Raw genomic sequence first — 21,885 nt, forward strand, 5'->3', positions numbered from 1 at the left:
TCAGCCCACCGCGGTGCGGAACAGGCCGCGCGTGCCGTACAGGGGCAGCGTGGAGGTCAATTCGTAGCTCTCGCCGTGGTACTCCTCGATGCGGGCGACCTCCTCGCGGGCCCCGAACACGAACGAGACCCGCTGATGCAGCTCGCCGGGAACCACATCGAGCACACGCGCGCGTCCGGTGCTGGCCGCGCCGCCGGCCTGCTCGATCAAAAACGCCACCGGGTTCACCTCGTAGAGCAGCCGCAACCGACCCGGCTTGGCGGGCTCGCGCGAGTCGCGCGGGTAGAGGAAAATGCCTCCGCGGGTGAGGATCCGGTGGGTTTCGGCAACCAGCGAGGCAACCCAGCGCATGTTGAAGTCCTTGTGCCGGGGGCCCGTCCGTCCGGCCAGACACTCCTGCACGTAGCGCTGCACCGCCGGTTCCCAGAACCGCTGGTTCGACGCGTTGATCGCGAATTCTTTTGTTTCCGGCGGGATTCGGATCGACTGACGGGTCAGCACGAACTCGCCGAGGTTCGGGTCGAGGGTGAACGCGTGCACGCCGGTTCCCACCGACAGGACCAGCATCGTCGATGGTCCGTAGATCGCGTAGCCCGCGCAGACCTGCCGGGAGCCGGGCTGCAGGAAATCCCCCGGCTCGGGGTCCGCGCCCGGCGCGGCGGCCGCAAGTATCGAAAAGATGCTGCCGACCGAGACGTTGACATCGATGTTCGACGAGCCGTCGAGGGGATCGAACAACAGCAGGTACTTTCCCCGTGGATACTCGGCCGGCAACCGGTAGGGCTCCTCGAGCTCCTCGGACACCATGCCGGCGACGTGGCCACCCCATTCGGTGGCGCGCAGGAAGTAGTCGTTGGCCAGGACGTCGAGCCTCTGCTGGACCTCGCCCTGCACGTTGGTGTGCTCGACCGAGCCCAGCACCCCGCCCAGCGCACCGGCCGCCACTCGTTTCGAGATCGCCTTGCAGGCCAGGGCGACGTCGAGGATGAGGCCGTTGAGGTCTCCCGACGCGTCTGGGTGTCGGCGGCGTTCCTCGATCAGAAACTGGACCAGGGTGGTGCGGTCGGCAAGCATGCCCGCAGGATGCCCGAGCGGCCATGGCCGGCCATCCCCCTTCTAGGTGGCCGGCCGGGTGGCCGCGCCGGCGTGCGCCGCCCGGTGGAGTTCGGCGAGCCATTCACACCAGTCGTCGATGCCCGAACCGGTCCGGGCGCTCGTCTCGACCACGGCGACACCGGGGTTGACCGCGTTCAGGTTCGCGTAGAACGTCGGCAGGTCGTAGTCGAGGTGCGGAATCAGGTCCAATTTGTTGACGATGACGAGGTCGGCCGAGCGAAACATCACCGGGTACTTCAGCGGCTTCTCCTCGCCCTCGGTGATCGAATACACCATCGCGCTCGCGTGGGCGCCGACGTCGAATTCCGCCGGGCACACGAGGTTTCCGACGTTCTCGATGACGACCAGGTCGAGCTCGGCCAGGGGCAGGCGGGGCAGGGCCGAACGCACCATCGGCGCGTCGAGATGGCACTCGCCCCCGAATCCGTTGGCGGTGTTGATGAGCGACACCGCCGCGCCGAAGCCGCCGAGCCGGTCGGCGTCGATGCTGGTTTCGATGTCACCCTCGATAATGCCGATCCGCAGCCGGTCCTGCAGCCGCCGGAGGGTCTCGGCCAGCAGCGTGGTCTTGCCCGCGCCCGGGGACGACATCAGGTTGACCGCCGTCAGGCCCGCGTTGTCGAAGTCGGCGCGGTTGGCCGCCGCGGTCTTGTCGTTCTCGTCAAAGATCCGCTCGAGCACCATCACCCGCTCGGTGCCGGTCGCGTAGCCGGCGTGATCACCGTGGTCGTGCGGATGGTCGTGCTCGTGCGGATGGTCGTGCTCATGCGCGTGGCCGTGGTGATGACCGCCGTCGTCATGCCGATGGAATCTGCCCATCTGTCACACCTCCGCCAAATCGAGTGAAGTGATGAGGAATTCGTCCCCCTCAACCAATTCGACCGCGGCCCCGCCGCAGGACGAACACGCCATGACGACCGCATCGAGCACGGTTTCCCGGCCGCAGCCGGCGCACCGGATTTTGGCGGGTATGCGCTCCACCCGGAGCTCGACGCCCGCTAATTCGGAGCTTTCGGTGACCAGGGACCAGCAGTAGACGAGGGTCTCGGGCACGATCTGGCGCAGCGCCCCGATCCGCACGTGCACGGTTTGGATCCCGCGGCCGGCCGCGTGCTTACGCACGATTCCGACCATCGAATTGCAGATGGACAGTTCGTGCACGGCCGGCCTCCTCGAGTCAGACGAGACCATACACCCGTCGGCGGTCTACTGGCGCAACGTTTCTGACGGACTCATTCCCCAGCGTTTCCGGTATTCGACGGCGAAGCTGCCGAGATGGTTGAAGCCCCAACGGGTTGCGACGTCGGTTACCGTGACGCCATCCCCCGGCATGGCATCGGCCAGCTCGGCGTGCACGCGCTCGAGCCTGCGGTCGCGGACATAGGTCATCGGCGACATCCCCAGTTCCTCGCGGAACCCCTGCTGTATCGAGCGGATGCTCATGTGGACGTTGCGGGCGATCGACTCCATGTTGATCGGCTCGGCCAGGTTCGCTTCGATGTACTTGATCGCCTCCTGCACCACCTTGCGGCCGGAATCGGTCACGGGCCGGATGAACTCCTCGTGGTAGTTCGAGGGCTGGATGTACAGCAAGCTGTTCATCAGCAGCTCCTCGATCCCGCTGATTCCGTGACCGCGCTGCACCAGCGAGCCGGCGTGGTAGACCTCCGTATGCAGCAGCTGGACGGCGGCATGCCAGCGCACCGCTACGTCGCTGGCCAGGTTGAATTCGGGGTGAAACACGAGCGGCCTGGACAGCCTTCGGCCGCGGAGGCGCGTCAGGTATTCCAGCAACGCCGGCTCCTCGATGCGGATCAGCAGCTGGGGCGAATCGTCGTCGAAATGCATGGTCAGGGCGGCCCCCGGGCTGGTGACCAAGGCGTTGATGGTGTTGGCCTCGAACTCGTGCCCGTTGTGGTGGCACCGGGCGCGCCCGTTCATCGGCATGTGCACAGCGAAGTAGCGGCCGAGAGCAGGTATTTCAAGCGTCGAACGGACGTGCAGATCCAGATAGAGCATGCTGATATCGCGAAACCGCACCCCGTGCATGGTGGCGGCGAAGCCAGATGCGTCCTCTCCCAACGTAATCCAGCCCGGCGCCAGCGCACGGCTGAGCAGCGAGCCCGCCTCCCGGACGCTTTCGGTGTAAAAGATCTCGTTGTCAGCCAGCGCGGGCGGCACGCCGCGCGAACGCACCTTGCGCCGAACCGGATCGCCGGTGCGGCGGGTGTCGATGAAACCGAGCCTGGCCAGGCGAGACACTAGCGCCAACCCACCCCTGGGCAGGCACGGAATTGACAATTCGGTGAACAGTTCGCGGCGATCATTCAAGACTCCTCGGCGTATTGAGCGCATCTACGCACATAAGTTTGCGCAATTCTGACAGTCATTGCGCGAAAGCGATAGGCCCGATGGTTTCGTGGGGCTAGCGTGTGTGACCACCGACACACCGGGCTAGGAGGGATTGGGTGGCTGCACACGCTTCGCTCATCGAGGGCTTTGACACCGATGCGCTCGTCGCCGAGTCCCCCGGGGACGAGGTGATCGCCGCGCTGGAGGATCCCCGGATCGCTTCGTCGCTTTCGGTGCTCCTCGAGCACGCCGATCTGCTGGCGACGATCGTCGTCGGCCTCGACGGGCTGCTGCGCCGCGCCGAGGTGATCGGTGACAACGTGGCGTCGGGCGTCGCGGAGATCAGGGGGGTTGCGGCGTCGGGTGGCGGTCAGACCCTGTGGCCCAGCGTGGACTTCGCCGCCCTCAGCGACAGCGTCAGCCGGCTCTCCGCCGCCGTCGTCAACGCCACACCCGGGCTCGATCGGCTACTGCGCTCCGCCCTGGCCGACCCGCAGACCGTCGAGATCATCGCCGACGTCGGCGAGGCGTTGCTGGAAGGTAAACGCGCCGCCGCCGCCGACCCGCGTGGGCCGAAGGGCGTCTTCGCGCTGATGCGGGTGACGAAAGACCCTGACGTGTCACGCGGTTTGGGCTTCATGATCCAGATCGCACGGGCCTTCGGTCGAAGGCTTGCACAAGCAGACACGGCCCCGGCAGCCCGCCACGCGGCCACCTAGTCCAGCACCAAACCAGCCCACCCCAAGGGGTATCGAGAGGAGTTTTTATGGCGTCCGTGCTTTGGTTCCAGGGAGGCGCGTGCAGCGGCAACACGATGTCGTTCCTCAACGCCGAGGAACCCAACGTCGTCGACCTGATCGTCGACTTCGGCCTCGACTTGCTGTGGCATCCGTCGCTGGGCCTCGAACTCGGTGACAACGCCCAAAAAGTGTTCTGGGACTGCGCCCGAGGCGAGCGGCCGCTGGACATCTTCGTCTTCGAGGGCTCCGTCATCGAGGCCCCCAACGGCACCGGCCGGATGGACATGTTCGCCGACCGGCCGATGAAGGACTGGGTTACCGACCTGTGCGCCGCGGCCCAGATCGTCGTCGCGATCGGCGACTGCGCCTGCTGGGGCGGCATCCCCGCCACCGAGCCCAACCCGTCGGCCTCGACCGGCCTGCAGTTCCACAAGCGCCGCAAGGGCGGGTTCCTCGGCCCCGACTTCCGTTCCAAGATGGGCCTGCCGGTCATCAACATCCCCGGCTGCCCCGCGCACCCGGACTGGATCACCCAGATCATCGTGGCACTGGCCACCGGCCGTGCCGGCGACATCACCCTCGACGAATTGCACCGGCCGGAGACGTTTTTCAAGACGTTCACCCAGACCGGCTGCACCCGAGTGCAGTTCTTCGAATACAAGCAATCGACGCTTTCCTTCGGCGAGGGCACGCGGACGGGCTGCCTGTTCTACGAATTCGGTTGCCGCGGACCGATGACCCACTCCCCCTGCAACCGGATCCTGTGGAACCGCCAATCGTCGAAGACCCGCGCGGGCATGCCGTGCCTGGGCTGCACGGAACCCGAATTCCCGCACTTCGACCTGGCTCCCGGCACGGTGTTCAAGACCCAGAAAGTCAGCGGCATGATCCCCAAGGAAGTCCCCGAGGGCAGCGACCACCTCACGTACATGGCCCACGCCGCGGCCGCTCGCATCGCGGCGCCGCAATGGTCCAAGGAGGACATGTTCGTCGTCTGATCCCAGCCCGCGCTGCCCTCCCGAAGCTCAGCCAAAGCCCTTGAAAGGACTTACCGAATGACCGCGTTGGATTTGTTTGTCAGCCCGCTCGGGCGCGTCGAGGGTGACCTCGACGTGCGTGTCACCATCGAAGACGGGGTTGTGACCTCGGCGTGGACCGAGGCCGCGATGTTCCGCGGCTTCGAAATCATCTTGCGCGGAAAGGATCCGCAGGCCGGCCTGGTGGTCACGCCGCGAATCTGCGGCATCTGCGGCGGCAGCCACCTGTACAAGTCCGCCTACGCCCTGGACACCGCGTGGCGCACCCACGTGCCGCAGAACGCGACGCTGATACGCAACATCTGTCAGGCCTGCGAAACGCTGCAGTCGATTCCGCGCTACTTCTACGCACTGTTCGCGATCGATCTCACCAACAAGAACTACGCCAAGTCCAAGCTGTACGCCGAAGCCGTGCGCCGGTTCGCGCCCTACGTCGGCGCCAGCTATCAGCCCGGTGTGGTGCTGTCGGCCAAACCGGTTGAGGTGTATGCCATTTTCGGCGGCCAGTGGCCGCACTCGAGCTTCATGGTGCCCGGCGGGGTGATGTGTGCTCCCACCCTCTCCGACGTGACGCGTTCGATCTCGATCCTCGAGCACTGGAAGGACGAGTGGCTCGAAAAGCAATGGCTCGGCTGCTCGGTGGATCGGTGGCTGGCCAACAAGACCTGGCAGGACGTGCTCGACTGGGTCGACGAGAACGAGGCGCAACACAACAGCGACTGCGGGTTCTTCATCCGCTACTGCCTCGACGTCGGCCTGGACAAGTACGGCCGCGGCGTCGGCAATTACATCGCCACCGGCACCTATTTCGAGCCCTCGCTGTACGAGCACCCGACCATCGACGGACGCAACGCGGCGCTGATCGGGCGATCCGGGATCTTCGCCGGCGGCAAGTGGTCGGAATTCGACCAGGCCCGCGTTCGCGAGGACGTCACGCACTCCTTCTACAAGGGTACCGGGGCCCTGCATCCCTTTGAGGGGGAGACCATCCCGATCGACCCCGAGGAAGGCCGCAAGCAGGGCAAGTACAGCTGGGCCAAGTCCCCGCGCTACGACGTCCCGACCCTCGGGCACGTCCCGCTGGAGGCCGGACCGCTGGCGCGGCGGATGGCCGCGGGCGGTCCCAACGCCGCTGCTCATCAGGACGACGACCCGTTGTTCGTCGATCTCTACAACGCGATCGGCCCCAGCGTGTTCGTGCGTCAGTTGGCCCGCATGCACGAGGCCCCGAAGTATTACAAGTGGACCCGCGAATGGCTCAACCAGCTCAACCTCAAGGAAAGCTTCTACACCAAGCCCATCGAGCACGCCGAGGGCATGGGCTTCGGGTCCACCGAGGCGGCCCGGGGATCGTTGTCGGACTGGATCGTCATCGAGGACAACAAGATCAAGAACTATCAGGTGGTGACCCCAACGGCATGGAACATCGGGCCGCGCGACGGCGCCGAGACCCTCGGCCCCATCGAGAAGGCGCTGGTCGGCTCGCCGATCGTCGACCCCGAGGACCCCGTCGAGTTGGGCCACGTGGCCCGCAGCTTCGACTCCTGCCTGGTCTGTACCGTGCACGCCTACGACGGCAAGACCGGACGTGAACTCTCGAAATTCGTCGTCAATGGAATGGTGTGATTCCCACGGCAACCAACCCTGACGCGACGGCACAACCCGGCGGATCACAGCTGGACCTGGAACCGCCGGGCTGTGCCATGCTGGTGATCGGCTGCGGCAACCTGCTGCGCGGCGACGACGGAGTGGGCCCAATCCTGGTGCGCCACTTGTGGGAACGGGGCATGCCCGACGGGCTCCGGCTGGTCGACGGCGGCACCGCCGGGATGGACGTGGCCTTTCAGATGCGCGGCGCGGAACGAGTGGTGATCGTCGACGCCTCGGCCACCGGCGCCCGGCCCGGGACGATATACCGCGTCCCCGGCGCCGAACTGGCCGAGTTGCCTCCGCTGGAGGGGCTGCACACCCACTCGTTCCGCTGGGACCATGCGATCGCGTTCGCCCGCTGGGCGCTGGCCGACGCGTGCCCTTCCGACGTCACCGTCTTCCTCATCGAGGCGGCCAACGTCGCCCTGGGTGCCGAACTGTCGCCCGAAGTGGCCACGGCGATGGACGAGGTGATGGAAATGATTGAGGCGGAATATATCTCGCCGTTGCGGCCGCCCGAGCCGAGCGATCCGGCGGACCTCACGGTGCAGTTCACCGCCGACGGCTACTTGCGGCTGTCCGCTGCACTGTCCGCGGCTCACTTTCCCGCGCACGTCGCCGTCGGAGCCGTCCACGACGACCAGCTCTGGCTGTTGCCGCTGCGGGGACCGCGCAATGGCGGGCTGCTGCTCAAGCAGCGCACCCCCGCCGGCGATCGCGCGGTGCTGGTCCGCGAGGTGCTCGACGATGTGATCCCCGCCGGAGTGCGCCGTGCGTTCTGGGACGACGAGCATGGTGCGCTTCGGATTCCGCTGGAGCAGCAGTAGTGATACTCGTGGCCGAGCATCCCGACGTCGACCCGGACCCGAACCGCCGCACGCGGCGGCGCGAAGACAGCTCCGCCGACGAGGCGCTCAGCGTCGACACCGTCGTGTCGGAGGAGCGCGGACGCTGGGCCGTCGACATCGTGGTGGTGTTCGCCGACGGCGTAGTGCGCAAGCGCATCGACACGCACGCGACCAAGGCCCGCGCCGAATTGTCGGCCCGGATGATCAAGCGGGGCGCCGAACGTGACATCAGGGGGCCGCTCAATGGCTGAATCGCTGAAGGCAAGGACACAGCTGGCGCTGCCGCCGCAGCCGCTCGGCCTCTTCCCGCTTCCGTTGGGCTACATGCTGATTCCCGCCGGCGCCGATACCGAAGCCGCACGCATGGAGATGCTGGCCGGGCGGCCCCCCGAAAGCTGGCCGCAGAGCCTGCGACCCCACGAGCTTGCCGCCGCCGGTCAGCGAGACGCCGCGATAGCCGCGCTGGCCAACCGCACGGACCCGGTCGCCCGCTACAACCGCTTCGTCCTGGACCCCGACGGCGCCGACCCCGACGAACTGCGCACTGAATTGGGCAGGTTCGCGGTCCTCGTCGATGTGGTGCTGTTCACGCTGGGTCGCATCGACACCCCGCCGGATTGCGAGATCACGGAGGGTGAGCTGGCCGCCACCGTGTTTTCCGTCCGGGCAGGTCATGCCCTCGCCGAGGGAAATCCGCACGCCGCCATCGAGTTGCTCGACCGGGCCGCGGAGGCCGCGGCGCCGGTGTCGGCGCCGCTGGCCGGGACCCTGCTCGCCGCCGCCGGTGCGATCGGCCGGGACACTCGCGACCCGGATTGCGAGACCCGGCTGCGAAAGGCGCTCGGTGCGCTCGGTGCCGCCGACGGGCTGCGCGTCGCCCGCGCCGAAACCCATTTGTGCCTGGCCGGCCTGCTGCACGAGGACGCGGCGACGCGGCCGGAGCTGCTGGCGACCGCCATCCCGCACTACCACTCGGCGCTGCAGCTGATCAAACGCGAGGACGCGCCGTTGGTGTGGGCCGCCGCGCACGCCGGGTTGGCCACGGCCTACCTGACCATGCCGATGGTCGAGGCGTCCAGCCAGCTGCGGCTGGGCGTGGCGGCCCAGTCGTTGCGGTCGGCGCTGACCGTGTACACCCGCGAGGACCACCCGGACGAATGGGCCAGCGTGCAGCTGAACCTCGCCAACTCGCTCGTGTATACGCCCTCGCGCCACAACCGGGAAAACCTGGTCGAGGCCGTCGAGATATACGAGGCCGTCCTGCAGACACGGGACCGCGCAACCCATCCCCTCGGCCGGGCCCGGGTGTTGGCCAACCAGGGCAACGTCCTGGCGCACCTGGGGATGTTCGACGACGCGAAGGCCAAGCTCTACGAGGCGCGGTTCCTCTTCGAGGAGATGGGCGACGACGACTCGGTGCGCACCGTGCGCGGGGTGCTCGACGAAATCGCGCGCCAGCGCGTACTTTCCAGCACCGAAGAAGGCGGGAGGGTGTGATGTCGACAGCCGTCACCCAGGCGCCGTCAAACGGCCATGGTGCCGCCTCGGAGCCGACCTTCGAGGAACTGGCGAGACGCGTCGACGACGCGATCGCGGCGCTGCAGGGGCTGGACCCGGCCGCGCGCGCCGTGGCCGAGGAGTTGAAGGGGGCCATCGAGGCGGTTCACCGAGCGGGATTGGTGACCATCGTGCGCCGCATGCGCGCCGACGACGACGCCCGCGCAGTCCTTTTCGACCTCGTCGATGATCCCGTTGTCCATCTGCTGCTGTCGCTGCACGAGATCGTGCGTCCGGACCCGATGACCCAGGCCGTCAAGGCCCTCAACGCCGTCCGGCCGCAACTGCAGGGCCACGGCGGCGACGTCGCCCTGGTGCGCATCGAGGAGCGCACGGCGTTCGTCCGCCTGCAGGGGGCATGCAACGGATGCTCGATGTCGTCGGTGACGCTGCGCAACCTGGTGGAAAAGGCGCTCGTCGAGGGCGTCGCATCGATCAACGCGGTAGAGGTGCTGCCGAACGAGCCGGAGCCGACGCTGATTTCAGCCGAATCCCTGTTCGCCGCCCGCCACCCCGTCGACGAGGGCTGGGCGCCGGCAGGTGCGACCGACGATGTGCCCGTGGGCGATTTCGTCGCGGTCGAGTTGACCGCACCCCACTCCGGGCAGCAGGTCTCGGTGCTGGTGGTGAATCTCGATGGACAACTTGCGGCCTACGTCAACGAATGCGCCCACGAGGCTTTGCCTTTGGATAACGCGGTGCTCGACGCTCAGAACGGCACGCTGACATGCCCGTGGCACGGGTTTTGTTACGACGCCGCGTCCGGCGAGTGCCTCACCGCGCCGGCGGCTCAACTTGAGCAGTTGCCGCTGCGCATCGACAACGGCCGGATCTGGGTTCGGGTGGGGCAATGACACGGCTGACGGTGCGGACCAGTCTGCTGCCACGGCCACCGCGCGCCGACTCTCCGACTGCGCCGGACCTGTCCGGTGGCTGGGTGCCCGAGGTGTGGCTGGGCGCGCCGGCACCCGGCGGCCTGGCGTTGCCAGCAGCGACACCCACTTTGGCGTGGATGTACTCGCCCCGCGGCGTATTCTTCGATGAGAAGCATCTAGTCGTCGCCGATTCCGGCAACCATCGGGTGCTGATCTGGCACGGCCTGCCCGCCCGCGACGAACAGCCCGCCGATGTCGTGCTCGGGCAGCCGGATGGCACCACCGAGGGACGCGCGGCGGCCGGGCGCGGTCCGCGGAACGGTATGAACCTTCCCGCCGGTGTGCTGGTACACGACGGGCGGCTTATCGTCGCCGACGCCTGGCATCATCGCATTCTGGTGTGGAACTCCGTGCCCCAAACAAGTTCGACACCGCCGGATTTCGTGCTTGGCCAGATTGATGGCTGCACGGTCGAGCCGAACGCCGGCGGCGAGTGTTCCGCCGCGTCGTTCTATTGGCCGTTCGGCGTCGCGGTGGTCGGCTCGGTGTTTTGGGTCGCCGACACCGGCAACCGCCGGGTGTTGGGGTGGACGGGCGGCCTGCCCGAGCCCGGCCAGCCTGCCGACATCGTGCTCGGCCAGCCCGACGCCGCTAGCCGTGAAGAGAACCGCGGGGCGCAGGTTGGTCCCGCCAGCTTCCGTTGGCCGCATGCCATTACGGGACGTGACGACCTGCTTCTGGTCGCCGATGCAGGTGATCATCGCGTGCTCGGGTGGACACCGCTGCCCGACGGCGACCGGCCGGCCGACCGGCTCCTCGGCCAACCAGACTTCCGCACCGCCCGTGAATGGCCGTACGGACCACAGTGCGCAGATCGGTTCCGCTTCCCTTACGCGGTCAGCCTGGACAGCACGGAAGGCACCGTCGACCGGGTGGCGGTCGCCGACACGGCCAACAACCGCGTCCTGCTCTGGGACGGTGTCCCGGACGACGGCCGCGGCGCCGATCACGTCCTGGCGCAGCCGACGTTCGAGGCCAACGGCGAAAACCGCTGGAGCGCCGTGACCCACGATTCACTTTGCTGGCCGTACGGAATCTGGCTGCGCGGTGACCGGCTGGCCGTGGCGGACTCAGGTAACAACCGGATCATTCTGTGGCGGTTGACATGACGGCGCTCACAACCACGCGGCGCCGACGGTACCTGGTGACCGGGGTGGTTCAGGGCGTGGGCTTTCGGCCGTTCGTCCACCGGGTGGCCACCGAATTGGGCTTGAGCGGCTTTGTCGGCAACGACGCGTCGGCGGTGTTCATCGAGGTCCAGGGCAGACCCGAAGCGCTCGCGCAATTCGGCGACCGGCTGATCACCGACGCTCCCCCGCTGGCGCTGATCAGCGACGTGGCCTGCGCCGAGCTCAACGGAGAGCCGCACGAAGCCAACGGTTCTCGCGGGTTTCGCATCGTCGCCAGCCGCAACTCCGGTGCCACGGCGAGCGCGATACCCGCCGATATCGCCGTCTGCGACGACTGCGTGGCCGAGCTGTTCGACCCGTCCGATCGCCGATACCGGCATCCGTTCGTCACATGCACGAACTGCGGTCCACGGTTCACGATCATCCGCGCACTGCCCTACGACCGGCCCGCCACCACCATGGCGGAATTCGCGATGTGCGGCGACTGCGCCACCGAATACCACGACCCCGCCGACCGCCGGTTCCACGCCCAGCCCATCGCATGCCCGGTCTGCGGCCCTTCCATGTGGTTCACCGGAGACGACGGCGTGCGCATCACCCAGGTCGACGCCGCGCTGGCCGCCACCCAGCGCGCGCTGGCCGACGGCCGCGTCGTAGGCATCAAGGGCATCGGTGGATATCACCTCGCGTGTGCGCCTGACGACGCCGCCGCAATCGAGGCGATCAGGCGGCGAAAGGCCCGGCACGGCAAGGCCTTCGCCGTCATGGTCCGAGACCTTGACATCGCGCGGCGCTACGCGCACATCAGCAAGTCGGAAGCCGCGGCGCTCCTGAGCCCGTCGCGTCCGGTGGTGCTGCTGCGACGTAGGCGAGGCGCGCCCGTCGCGGCGGCGGTTGCACCGGACAACCCGCTGATCGGGCTGCTGCTGCCGTACTCGCCGGTCCATCACCTGTTGTTGGCCCCCATCCCGGGTTCGAACACGCCGTCGCCCCAAGCGATGGTGCTGACCAGCGCCAACCGATCCGACGAACCCATCTGCTACACCGACGAAGACGCCGCCAAGCGGCTGCCCGAGCTCGCGGACGCCGTCCTGGACCACGACCGGCCGATCCACGTGCCGTGCGATGACTCCGTGGTGCGGGTGATCCGGGAAGACACCGCCGGCCGGAAAGCCAGCCAGCTGCCTATCCGGCGATCCCGTGGCTACGCACCGCTCCCCGTCGACCTCGGCCGCAACAGCCCTCCGGTGCTCGCGCTCGGCGGGGAGCTCAAAAACACCTTTTGTCTGACCGACGGCCGGCGGGCGTACTGCTCGGCCCACATCGGCGACATGGGCACCGTCGCCACGCTGAAGGCGTTCACCCACTCGGTGCGGCAGCTCTGTGACATGCGGTCGCAGCCGGTGCGGCTGGCCGCCGATCTGCACCCGCGCTACCTGACGCGAAACTGGGCCGAGCGCAACGCCGGTGACCGGCCGCTGGATCTTGTCCAGCACCATCACGCGCACGTGGTGTCGCTGCTCGCCGAGCACGGAATGCTGAACGAGCCCATCATCGGCGTTGCCTTCGACGGCACCGGGTACGGGCTCGACGGCGCCGCCTGGGGTGGCGAGATCCTGCGGCTTGGCCGGGACAGTCACCGCTTCACTCGGGTCGGGCACCTCGCGGACGTGCCGCTGGCCGGTGGTGATGCGGCCGTGCGCAACCCGTGGCGGATGGCGCTGGCCCACCTCTGGAGCGCCCGCACTCCGTGGGACGCCGACCTGGCCCCGGTCAAGGCAGCCAGCCCCGCCGAATTGCGTTTGCTCCGAACGCAGTTCACGACGGGGCGCGGCTGCGTGCCGACCACGAGTGTCGGCCGGTTGTTCGACGCGGTCGCATCGATCCTCGGGGTGCGCCAGCGCATCGACTACGAGGGACAGGCGGCGATCGAGCTGGAGGCGCTGGCCGCGTCCGCCGGCAACCGCGAGCCGTCGATTCAGCTACGCATGGCGGTAAGCGCCGACGGGATCATGGATCCCGCACCGATGATCACCGCGATGGTCGACGCGCTGGCAAGCGGCGCCGACACCCGCGATTTGGCGGCGGCGTTCCACCATGCCGTCGCGATCGCCGTCACCGTTGCGGTCGGCCGGGTCGCGGGCGGTACATCGACGGTGGGGCTGACGGGCGGCGTGTTCCAAAATGTGTTGCTGTTGACCCAATGCCGCCGGCGGCTCGAGGATGCCGGTTTCACAGTCCTCACCCACCGCCTCGTTCCCCCCAACGACGGCGGGCTGGCGCTTGGCCAGGCCGCGATCTCGATACTGACCGCGGCGTCGGAAGAAAGGACCGCCCGATGTGTCTAGGGATTCCCGGCCGGATCACCGAGGTCTGGGACGCCCCCGAGGGGGGGCGGTTCGCCGCGGTCGCCTACGGCGACGAGATCAAGACCGCATGCCTGGCGTACCTTCCGGATTTGGCGGTCGGCGACTACACGATCGTGCACGCCGGTTTCGCGCTCACCCGCATCGACGAGGAGTCCGCGCGGGTAACCCTCGAGACGATGCGCGAGTACGGGGTGTTCGGCGACCTCGAGGCGGACCTGGAGGCGCGGCCGTGATGACGCCCGATCTCGCGGCCGACCTGGCCCAGGCCGCTTTCGCGCTGGCGCAGCGCTTCTCGGCCGGCGCGACGATGTGGTGCGTCGCCCCGGCCCTTGCCCCGCACGCCCAGCACGTCGCCGTCGAATTCGTGCACCCGGTGATCGTCGGGAAGCGCGCGCTGCCGGCGGTCGCCCTCACCGGGCACGACGTGGTAGGGCAGGTGCGGGTATCGGCCCGCGCCGGCGACGTGGTGATCGCCGTCGCCGGCGCCGCGGACCCCGACGTGCGCGCGGTCATGCGCCGCGGCGCCGCGTGGGGTGTCACGACGATCTGGATCGGCAACGGCGAACGTCCGACGGCCGGCGCCGCCGATCACGTGCTGTGGCTTGATGATCCGGATCCAGGGCTGTGCGCGACCGGCGAGTTCGTACTGCTCTACCACTTGCTGTGGGAGTTGACCCACGTGTGCTTCGAGCATCCCGGACTGCTGGTGCCTCGGCCCCAGGACTGCGCCGAGGACGTGTGCATCACCTGCGCCGACGAGGGGCGGCCCGCCGAGGTTCTGTCCGGCAACCACGGCACCGCGACTTCGTCGACCCTGGTGCGCACAGCGAAGGGCACCGAGACGGTCGCCACCGATCTGATCGGCCCGCTCTCCCCCGGCGACCTCGTTCTAGTGCACGCCGGCCTGGCGATCAGCAAGCTGGGTGAGGCCTGAAAACCCATGAGCGAGCATCACATCGGCGAGGCGACCAACTTCCTCTATCCGTTCATCGACGCCGACGAACGCGACCCCGGCCCGTTGCTGACCGACCTGGCGAGCTCCGCGCTGGCCAAGTCCGCCGAAAGCTCCGCGCTGCGCGCGGCCACGCTGGAATCGTGCGACGCGGCGATCACCGTCGCGGCCGCCGAGATGGCGCGGCGATTCGCGGCTGGCGGGAGGCTGTTCGCCTTCGGCAACGGCGGAAGTGCCACGGACGCCGCCACCTTGGCGATGCTGTTCGCCCAGCCGTCCGCGGCGCCGGCGCTGCCGGCGTGGTCGCTGACATCGGACGAGGCGGTGCTGACCGCCCTGGCCAACGACGTCGGCTTCGACTTGGTGTTCGCCCGGCAGCTGATCGCCCGGGCGCGGGCCGGCGACATCGCCATCGCGATGTCCACCAGCGGCAACTCGGCGGACCTGCTGCATGCGATGCGCGAGGCTCATCGCCGAGGCGTCTACACGATCGGGTTCACCGGGTACGGCGGAGGCGCCTTCGCCGACAGCGCCGACATCGACGTGTGTTTTGCCGTCCGGTCCCAGAGCGTGCACCGAATCCAGGAGTCGCAGGCGGCGTTGGGATACCGGTTGTGGTCCGCCGTGCATGCGCAAATGGGAGTCCGATGAGAGAACATGTTGCCGAATACCTCACCTCCGGCCCCTCGTTCGGCGAGGGCGAGGTCATCGACCGCATCGAGGCGTTCCGCAGGCGCCGGCCCCGGCTGCGCGACACCGTCGTGACGCTCGCTCACGGTGCCGGCGGCAAGGCGTCCGCCGCATTGGTCGACGCAGTATTCCTGGAGGCTTTTCGCAATCCTCACCTGGAATCGCTCGGCGACGGCGCCGTCATCGCGATGCCCGGCGGGCCGCGGCTGGCGATGTCCACTGATTCCTTTGTCGTGCAGCCACTTCGATTCCCCGGCGGATCGATCGGCGACCTGGCCGTCAACGGCACGGTGAACGACCTCGCCATGGCCGGTGCGGTGCCGTCGTGGATGACGGCGGCCTTCGTCCTCGAAGAGGGCTTTGCGATCGACGAACTGCGCGGAATCGTCGCCGACATGGCCGCCGCCGCGCGGGCGGCCGGTGTGCAGATCGTCACCGGCGATACCAAGGTGGTCCCCCGGGGCGCGGCCGACGGCATGTTCATCACGACCGCCGGAGCGGGAGTCGTTCCATCGGAACGGGACCTGTCCCCGCGAAAGGTGCGGCCCGGCGACAGGGTGCTGGCCTCCGGGACCATCGGTGACCACGGCATGGCGGTGATGCTGGCCCGCGGTGACCTGGCGATCGAAGCCGACATCCACTCCGACACCGCCGCGGTCACCGGCCTCGTGGGGCGTCTGCTGCGAGCGGCCCCCACCACGCGGTGGCTGCGCGACCCCACCCGGGGTGGCGTCGGGACGGTGTGCAACGAGCTGGCGCAGGCGTGCGGCCTGGCGGTCGTGCTGGAGGAGGACCGGTTACCGGTGCGATCCGACGTGGCGGGCGCCTGCGAAATGCTCGGCATAGACCCGCTTTACGTGGCCAACGAGGGCAAGTTTCTGGCCGTCGTCGACCCCGCGGAGGCCGACGGCGCGTTGGAAGCTTTGCGCTCGCACCCCGCGGGTCGCGACGCGGCCGAAATCGGGCGCATCGCCGACGAACCGGCGGCCACCGTGCTGGTGCGCACCGCGTTCGGCGGCACCCGCATCGTGGACATGCTCGTCGGCGACCCGCTGCCCCGAATCTGCTGAGAGGACTTGAGAGATATGTGCCTGGGCATCCCCGGACAGATCATCGAGATCACCGACGCCGAAAACTGTCTGGCCAGGGTAGATGTCAGCGGCGTGCGCCGCATCATCAGCGTGCGGCTCCTCGAGAACGACATGCCCACGCCGGGCGAGTGGGTGCTGGTCCACGTCGGCTTCGCGATGGCCAAGATCGACGAAACCGAGGCGCTGCTCACCCTTGCCGCCGTGCAGAAGCTGGGCCAAACGTATTCCGACGAAATAGACGCGTTCGACACGTCGTCGATCATCTGACCGGGGAGGCTGCGATGCGATTTGTTGACGAATTCCGAGACCCCGCCTCGGCACGAAAGCTGTTGGCGGCCATCGAGTCGCTGGCCGGGGCCGGCTCCGGAGACGAGCACTTCAAGTTCATGGAGGTGTGCGGCGGCCACACCCACACGATCTACCGCCACGGCGTCGAACACCTGCTGCCGGACAACGTCGAACTCGTGCACGGTCCCGGCTGCCCGGTTTGCGTCATCCCGATGGGCCGCGTCGACGACGCGATCTGGCTGGCGCGCCAACCGGACGTAATCTTCACGTGCTTCGGCGACATGATGCGGGTGCCCGGCTCGGACGGGAGCCTGCTGGATGCCAAGGCCGGCGGCGCCGACGTCCGGTTCGTCTACTCGCCACTGGACGCGCTGAAGATCGCGACCGAGAACCCGGACAAGCACATCGTTTTTTTCGCGATCGGCTTCGAAACCACCGCCCCGTCAACGGCGGTCACGCTGGTGCGGGCGCGGGAGCTCGGGATCGAGAACTTCACCGTATTCTGCAATCACGTCACGATCGTGCCGCCGATCAAGGCGATCCTCGAGTCGCCCGACCTCCGGCTGTCCGGTTTCCTCGGTCCGGGCCACGTGTCCACCGTCGTCGGCACCCGGCCCTACCGGTTCGTTCCCGCCGTCTACGGCAGGCCGCTGGTGGTCGCCGGATTCGAACCGCTGGACATCCTCGCATCGATCGCCATGCTGCTGCGCCAGATCCGCGAGGGGCGTTGCGAAGTCGAAAACCAGTACTCGCGGGTCGTCTCGGAGGAGGGCAATCCGGCGGCGCTCGCCCTGATGGCCGACGTCTTCGCGCTGCGCCCCCACTTCGAATGGCGCGGACTGGGATTCATCTCGCAAAGCGCCTTGCGCCTGCGTGACGAGCTCGCGGACTTCGATTCCGAACGCCGATTCGCGCTGCCAGGCGTGCGCGTGGCAGACCCCAAGGCCTGCCAGTGCGGCGAGGTGCTCAAGGGCGTGCTCAAGCCCTGGGAGTGCAAGGTGTTCGGAACGGCGTGCACCCCGGAGACCCCGATAGGCACCTGCATGGTCTCCCCGGAGGGCGCGTGCGCCGCGTACTACAACTTCGGCAGGCTGCACCGCGACGCCGCGACGCTGATCGGGCAGGGCGCGCGAGCATGACCATCGCCGACATCACCGACACCCGCGGTGCGGAGATGTTCGCGCGTTACGCCTACGCACCCAACCAGCTCGGCTACTGCGGGCCCCGCGACTCATCGGCCCTCCTCAACGGTGGACGGGCCGAGATCGAGCGTGCGGCAAGGCGATTCACGGGGGCGTGGCCGTATCTGCGGGTGATGTCGCGGATGACCGGAATCCCCGACCCCCTCGACCTCCGCCTGGTCGAATCCTATTGGTTGGGCGGGGGCGCGGGCTCCGCGATGGATTCGCACGCCTTCACCGCCGAGCTGATGGCGATCATCGCCCCGCAGGCCGGGCACTACTGGGCGCACCTGACCGAGGACCTCGCCGAGGAGGCTGCGGCGAATCACGGCTTCCACGTGTTCGGCGTCTACCCCTGGTCGCGGTTGCTCGGCAGGGGCGTCGACGAGCATCCCCTGTCCGTCCTGGACAACTGCCGGATCTCCTGGGGCACCGTCCTGTCGACGGACGGAGATACCGCGCTGGTCGTGTCCCAGCAGCTGTGCTTCACGGGATCCTCGCTGTCGCTGTCCGGGCCGCGGACGCGCCGGGTCGGGGTCCGCACCGGCGAGGCAACGCCGATCGCGGTCCGGCGGGGCGATCTCGTCGCGATGCACTGGGGCTGGGTGTGCGACCGCCTCCTCCCCGAACAGATGGCGAGGCTCAAGGACAGCACGCACCGGCAACTGGCGGCCACCAACCGCAGGCTGCGGGCGCAGGCGCCATGAGACCGCGAATCACCCAGGCGGAGGGCCAGATCGGCTTCTACTGGTGCACACCGGAAGGCGCCGCCACGACGCTGCCCGACCTGGTCATCGGGGATGGTGAGGCCGACCGCTTGATTGCGACGCACCTCGAGGCTCTTGACGACGCGTTGATCATCGCCGCGGCGCGGTTCGGGGAACTGCTCGGCGGGGGCAAGCGCCCCGATCCGGACGAGCGCGCCGACCTGGTTGTCCTGCACCGCTGCCTGGACCTGTTGGTGCGGGATTACGCGCTGGCGGCGGAGATCACCGGCCTCGTCCCGGACGTGCGCGCGGGCAAGATCGTCGGTACCGCCACCCTGTTTTCGCTTCGCGCCCGTTTTCCGGTGGGCCTGCTGGGCCCAGCCCCGTTCGACGGCGAGCTCGATGAGCCGTCGCCGGGGGTCATCAGCGGCTTCGGCGAGATGGTTCTTGTCAACCCGCAGGAACCCTGGAGGGGCGGTCGGTGGGTCCTGAAATCCGAGACCGGCCAACGCTATCCGCTGACGCTGTCGACGATGTTGTTCGACAGCTCGGGAGTCAACAAGGACGCCGCCAGGCGGGAACACCGTGAGGCCATCGAGGCCTGCGTCGCGGGCGCGGCGTCGGACGAGGCGGACCCGTTCGCGGTGGCGTGTGCGCTGGACTGGCTGCTCTACGACTGGCTCATGGCACACCGCGAGGACCCGGACAGCGCGGCGATCCAGATCCCCAAGGGCTCCGACTCCGACGCGGCCATGATCGTGCGCGCGTCATGTGCGTCCGTCGCGGTTCGCGCCCGGATCGACCCGGGCCTGTCGGTCGTTCAATAGGCCCCACTTCTCGAGCGCGCGGCGCGCGTCGTCGTCCCCGGCGAGAAGCACCGGGGCCCAGGCGGATTCGCTGCTCCAGACGGCGTGCGCGGCGGCTCGGACGACGGACAACCCGCAGTCCTGGCCGCCTTCTCCCGTCGACGTGATGGTCACCGCGCCGCGGCCGGCCTGCGCATGCCAGCCGGGCTGCGGGGCGACGCGCAACGCGTCACTCCGCTCGGCAAGGGCGGTCAAGTCCTCCCCGATGTACGTCGGCCGGCAATCGGGTTCGGCATCAACGACATCTGCGGCGGTGGCGACGCCGCTGAACACCAGCAGGCTGGGCAGACCCGCCACCGTCGCCCCGGCGATGTCCGTCTCGAGGCGGTCACCGACCACCAGCGGTGATTCGAAGCGACCGTGCCCCAAACCATCTCGGATCATGTAAGACTCGGGCTTTCCGACAACAATGGGCTCGGCGCCGGTGGCGGCGCGCAGGGCGGCGACCATGGCGCCGTTGCCCGGGAGCAGACCGCGTTCGGTGGGGAATGTCGGGTCGATGTTGCATGCCACCCACAGCGCACCGGTACGGATGGCCAAGGCCGCCTCCGCCAGTGCGGCCCAGTTGGTACGCGGCGAATGGCCCTGCACCACCGCGACCGGCGCCTCGTCCCAGGACCGCACCGGTGCCAGGCCGGCGTCGGCCACCTCGGTGGCCAGCGCGTCGGTGCCGATCACCAAAACCTTGGAACTTTGCGGCAACTTATCGCTCATGAGGCGCGCGGCGGTGTGTGCGCTGGTCACGATGTCAGCCGGGTCGACCGCAAAGCCCATGTCGCGCATGTGGTCCGCGACCTCAACTGCGCTCCGGGAGGCGTTGTTGGTCAGGAACAGCGTACGAACCCGTAGGCCTTCCAGGGTCTCTACGGCACCGGCGGTCGGGACCGCGCCGCGGTAGACCGTGCCATCGAGGTCGAGCAGCAGACAGTCATGCTCGTCGGCCAAGGTTGCCGCGCCCAATCCCGAACTCACACAGTGACTCTACTGGATTTCACCTGGGCCTGACGGGGGAAATCACGGGGGATAAACGTTACCCGTCCCGTTCCAACGCACGCCGCGCGTAAGCGCGCACGTCGGCGTCCCCGTCTTTGAGCGCGATGCTCAGGGCGTCGCGGGCGGCGGGTTCGGCGGCCCAGCGGGTCAGGCTCAGCACCGCCGCCTTGCGCACGTCGAGGTGCGCGTCGGACAGCGCCTCGGCCAGCAGCGGCACCGCGACCGCGGCGTTCGCGCCCTTTAATGCCCGCGCCGCGCCCTCGCGCACCTGCCACGCCGGCGCCCGCAGCGCCTTTTCGACGGCCCCAAGATCACCGTCGCCGCAGCCCAATTCGCCGAGCGCGGTGAGCGCGGCCGCGCGCACCAGGGGGTCGGGATCGGCGACCAGCGCGCCGACCGCCGGCGCGCCATCGCGCAGCGTCGCCAGAGCACCGGCCGCCGCGATGCGGACCTCCCGGCTCTCGTCCGCGGTGGCCGTGACGACGCCGGCCACGTCGTCGACCGACACCAGCGCCCGCACCGCCTCGATGCGCACCCGGTGGTCGGGATCGTCCAGCGCGCCGCGGTATTGGGCGGCGTCGCCGCCCCGCCGCGCGGCGAGCAGGTAGACGGCGGCGGCGCGCACCACCGAATCCCGGGACACCAGATGCGGTTCGGCGCCCGCCGGGTCGGGCAGCACCTCCACCAGCTCCCGGATGCCCTCGGCGCCGGTGCGGCGCACCGCCGCGTCGGCGTCGTCGAGCGCCGCGAACAGCGCGGGCGCGTACCCGTCGGGGATGTGCTCGGTCAGGGTGGCGACCGCGGTCCGGCGCACGCCGGGATCTGGGTCGGCCAGGTACGGCGCCAGGTCGGCGATCGTGGGCTCCTCCAGGGCGAGGACCTCGGCGATGCGCGACGACGGGGGTTCGAATGCCGTTGCGGGCGAGGCGATCCGGGACGCCACGATGGCCGGCGCCTGACCGCCGATCAGCGGCGGCTGCTCCACCTCGCGCACGGTCTGGTCCACCGGCGGCAGGCCGTCCAGCTCGGGCACGGGCACGAAGTAGGGCGCGACGGGCCGCTTGAGGAAGGCCATCTCGCCGTCCGCACCCTTGCGCAGGTTCAGGTGATAGCCCCATTGGTTGTCGTCGCGGCCGGGCAGGTCGGCGCGGTCGTGGTAGAGCCCCCAGCGGGATTCGGTGCGGGTGAGCGAGGAGCGGGCGGCCATCTCGGCGCAGTCGCGGATGAACGACACCTCGACGGCACGCATCAGCTCGTGCGGGTCGCGCGCGCCCATCTCGGCGATCTCGGCCCGCATGCGATCGAAGGTGCGGACGGCGATGGACAGCTTGGCCGCCGTCTTCGGTGGCGCCACATAGTCGTTGACGAAGCGTCGCAGCTTGT

The 21,885-nt window shown here is 68.7% G+C and carries 23 protein-coding genes; 17 read left to right on the plus strand and 6 right to left on the minus strand.

The annotated features are described in order from the left end of the window. The 4 genes from A5712_RS14950 to A5712_RS14965 are packed head-to-tail and all read right to left on the minus strand — an operon-like array spanning position 1 to position 3,378. Positions 1 to 1,074 carry a class 1 fructose-bisphosphatase gene (locus A5712_RS14950; protein WP_068106475.1) on the minus strand — a complete coding sequence of 358 codons (1,074 nt, stop codon included), beginning with the start codon at positions 1,072 to 1,074 and terminating at the stop codon, positions 1 to 3. Positions 1,075 to 1,116: 42 nt separating this feature from the next. Beyond that, positions 1,117 to 1,935 (minus strand): hydrogenase nickel incorporation protein HypB, encoded by an 819-nt coding sequence (gene hypB, locus A5712_RS14955; RefSeq protein ID WP_068106478.1) that lies wholly within the window; start codon positions 1,933 to 1,935, stop codon positions 1,117 to 1,119. Between the two features lie 3 nt (positions 1,936 to 1,938). Further along, a complete protein-coding gene (locus tag A5712_RS14960; RefSeq protein ID WP_068106481.1) occupies positions 1,939 to 2,277 on the minus strand; it encodes a hydrogenase maturation nickel metallochaperone HypA in 339 nt (112 codons plus the stop codon). A 45-nt stretch (positions 2,278 to 2,322) separates the two neighbouring features. Beyond that, positions 2,323 to 3,378, minus strand: coding sequence for an AraC family transcriptional regulator (locus tag A5712_RS14965; RefSeq protein ID WP_068106483.1), 1,056 nt, complete (start codon positions 3,376 to 3,378; stop codon positions 2,323 to 2,325). 206 nt (positions 3,379 to 3,584) lie between these two features. Here A5712_RS14965 and A5712_RS14970 point away from each other — a divergent pair, with 206 nt between their 5' ends. Genes A5712_RS14970 through A5712_RS15050 form a run of 17 tightly spaced genes read left to right on the plus strand, consistent with a single transcriptional unit; the run spans position 3,585 to position 19,470 of the window. Beyond that, a complete protein-coding gene (locus A5712_RS14970; RefSeq protein WP_068106485.1) occupies positions 3,585 to 4,187 on the plus strand; it encodes a DUF1641 domain-containing protein in 603 nt (200 codons plus the stop codon). A 47-nt stretch (positions 4,188 to 4,234) separates the two neighbouring features. Continuing rightward, positions 4,235 to 5,206 (plus strand): hydrogenase, encoded by a 972-nt coding sequence (locus tag A5712_RS14975; RefSeq protein WP_068106488.1) that lies wholly within the window; start codon positions 4,235 to 4,237, stop codon positions 5,204 to 5,206. 57 nt (positions 5,207 to 5,263) lie between these two features. Then, positions 5,264 to 6,871, plus strand: coding sequence for a nickel-dependent hydrogenase large subunit (locus tag A5712_RS14980; RefSeq protein ID WP_068106491.1), 1,608 nt, complete (start codon positions 5,264 to 5,266; stop codon positions 6,869 to 6,871). Further along, positions 6,868 to 7,722, plus strand: a complete 855-nt coding sequence (locus tag A5712_RS14985; RefSeq protein ID WP_068106494.1) for a hydrogenase maturation protease — start codon at positions 6,868 to 6,870, stop codon at positions 7,720 to 7,722. The genes A5712_RS14980 and A5712_RS14985 overlap by 4 nt, the downstream gene beginning before the upstream one ends. Continuing rightward, entirely contained in the window at positions 7,722 to 7,994 is a 273-nt protein-coding gene (locus A5712_RS14990; protein WP_369830395.1) for a hypothetical protein, read from the plus strand. Before A5712_RS14985 ends, A5712_RS14990 begins: the two co-directional genes overlap by 1 nt. Next, positions 7,987 to 9,240 (plus strand): hypothetical protein, encoded by a 1,254-nt coding sequence (locus A5712_RS14995; RefSeq protein ID WP_068106497.1) that lies wholly within the window; start codon positions 7,987 to 7,989, stop codon positions 9,238 to 9,240. The genes A5712_RS14990 and A5712_RS14995 overlap by 8 nt, the downstream gene beginning before the upstream one ends. Further along, a complete protein-coding gene (locus tag A5712_RS15000) occupies positions 9,240 to 10,154 on the plus strand; it encodes a NifU family protein (RefSeq protein ID WP_068106501.1) in 915 nt (304 codons plus the stop codon). Before A5712_RS14995 ends, A5712_RS15000 begins: the two co-directional genes overlap by 1 nt. Continuing rightward, complete coding sequence (locus A5712_RS15005; RefSeq protein ID WP_068106504.1) at positions 10,151 to 11,344, plus strand: NHL repeat-containing protein; 1,194 nt, start codon at positions 10,151 to 10,153, stop codon at positions 11,342 to 11,344. The genes A5712_RS15000 and A5712_RS15005 overlap by 4 nt, the downstream gene beginning before the upstream one ends. Next, positions 11,341 to 13,713, plus strand: coding sequence for a carbamoyltransferase HypF (gene hypF, locus A5712_RS15010; protein ID WP_068106506.1), 2,373 nt, complete (start codon positions 11,341 to 11,343; stop codon positions 13,711 to 13,713). The genes A5712_RS15005 and hypF overlap by 4 nt, the downstream gene beginning before the upstream one ends. Further along, positions 13,704 to 13,967, plus strand: a complete 264-nt coding sequence (locus tag A5712_RS15015) for a HypC/HybG/HupF family hydrogenase formation chaperone (RefSeq protein ID WP_068106509.1) — start codon at positions 13,704 to 13,706, stop codon at positions 13,965 to 13,967. The genes hypF and A5712_RS15015 overlap by 10 nt, the downstream gene beginning before the upstream one ends. Beyond that, positions 13,967 to 14,668, plus strand: coding sequence for a HypC/HybG/HupF family hydrogenase formation chaperone (locus A5712_RS15020; RefSeq protein ID WP_068106514.1), 702 nt, complete (start codon positions 13,967 to 13,969; stop codon positions 14,666 to 14,668). Before A5712_RS15015 ends, A5712_RS15020 begins: the two co-directional genes overlap by 1 nt. A 6-nt stretch (positions 14,669 to 14,674) precedes the next feature. Next, on the plus strand, positions 14,675 to 15,337 hold the full coding sequence (locus tag A5712_RS15025; RefSeq protein ID WP_068106515.1) for an SIS domain-containing protein: 663 nt from the start codon (positions 14,675 to 14,677) through the stop codon (positions 15,335 to 15,337). After that, a complete protein-coding gene (hypE, locus tag A5712_RS15030) occupies positions 15,334 to 16,446 on the plus strand; it encodes a hydrogenase expression/formation protein HypE (protein WP_082973451.1) in 1,113 nt (370 codons plus the stop codon). The genes A5712_RS15025 and hypE overlap by 4 nt, the downstream gene beginning before the upstream one ends. Before the next feature lie 15 nt (positions 16,447 to 16,461). Then, entirely contained in the window at positions 16,462 to 16,734 is a 273-nt protein-coding gene (locus A5712_RS15035; protein ID WP_068106518.1) for a HypC/HybG/HupF family hydrogenase formation chaperone, read from the plus strand. 14 nt (positions 16,735 to 16,748) lie between these two features. Next, the gene (gene hypD, locus A5712_RS15040) at positions 16,749 to 17,894 is read left to right on the plus strand and encodes a hydrogenase formation protein HypD (protein ID WP_068106521.1); all 1,146 of its coding nucleotides are present in this window, start codon (positions 16,749 to 16,751) and stop codon (positions 17,892 to 17,894) included. Then, positions 17,891 to 18,643 (plus strand): DUF6390 family protein, encoded by a 753-nt coding sequence (locus tag A5712_RS15045; RefSeq protein WP_068106524.1) that lies wholly within the window; start codon positions 17,891 to 17,893, stop codon positions 18,641 to 18,643. The genes hypD and A5712_RS15045 overlap by 4 nt, the downstream gene beginning before the upstream one ends. Beyond that, positions 18,640 to 19,470 carry a hypothetical protein gene (locus tag A5712_RS15050; RefSeq protein WP_068106526.1) on the plus strand — a complete coding sequence of 277 codons (831 nt, stop codon included), beginning with the start codon at positions 18,640 to 18,642 and terminating at the stop codon, positions 19,468 to 19,470. Before A5712_RS15045 ends, A5712_RS15050 begins: the two co-directional genes overlap by 4 nt. On the opposite strand, the gene A5712_RS15055 is transcribed toward A5712_RS15050, so the two are convergent. Continuing rightward, positions 19,411 to 20,481: an HAD-IIA family hydrolase gene (locus tag A5712_RS15055; RefSeq protein WP_068106528.1), complete on the minus strand. Its 1,071-nt coding sequence runs from the start codon at positions 20,479 to 20,481 to the stop codon at positions 19,411 to 19,413. The two genes, A5712_RS15050 and A5712_RS15055, sit on opposite strands and share 60 nt — an antisense overlap. A gap of 58 nt (positions 20,482 to 20,539) precedes the next feature. Then, on the minus strand, positions 20,540 to 21,885 hold a 1,346-nt coding region (locus tag A5712_RS15060; protein WP_197519395.1), incomplete at its 5' end, for a HEAT repeat domain-containing protein.

Source organism: Mycobacterium sp. E2327 (assembly GCF_001672675.1).
Taxonomy (GTDB): Bacteria; Actinomycetota; Actinomycetes; order Mycobacteriales; family Mycobacteriaceae; genus Mycobacterium.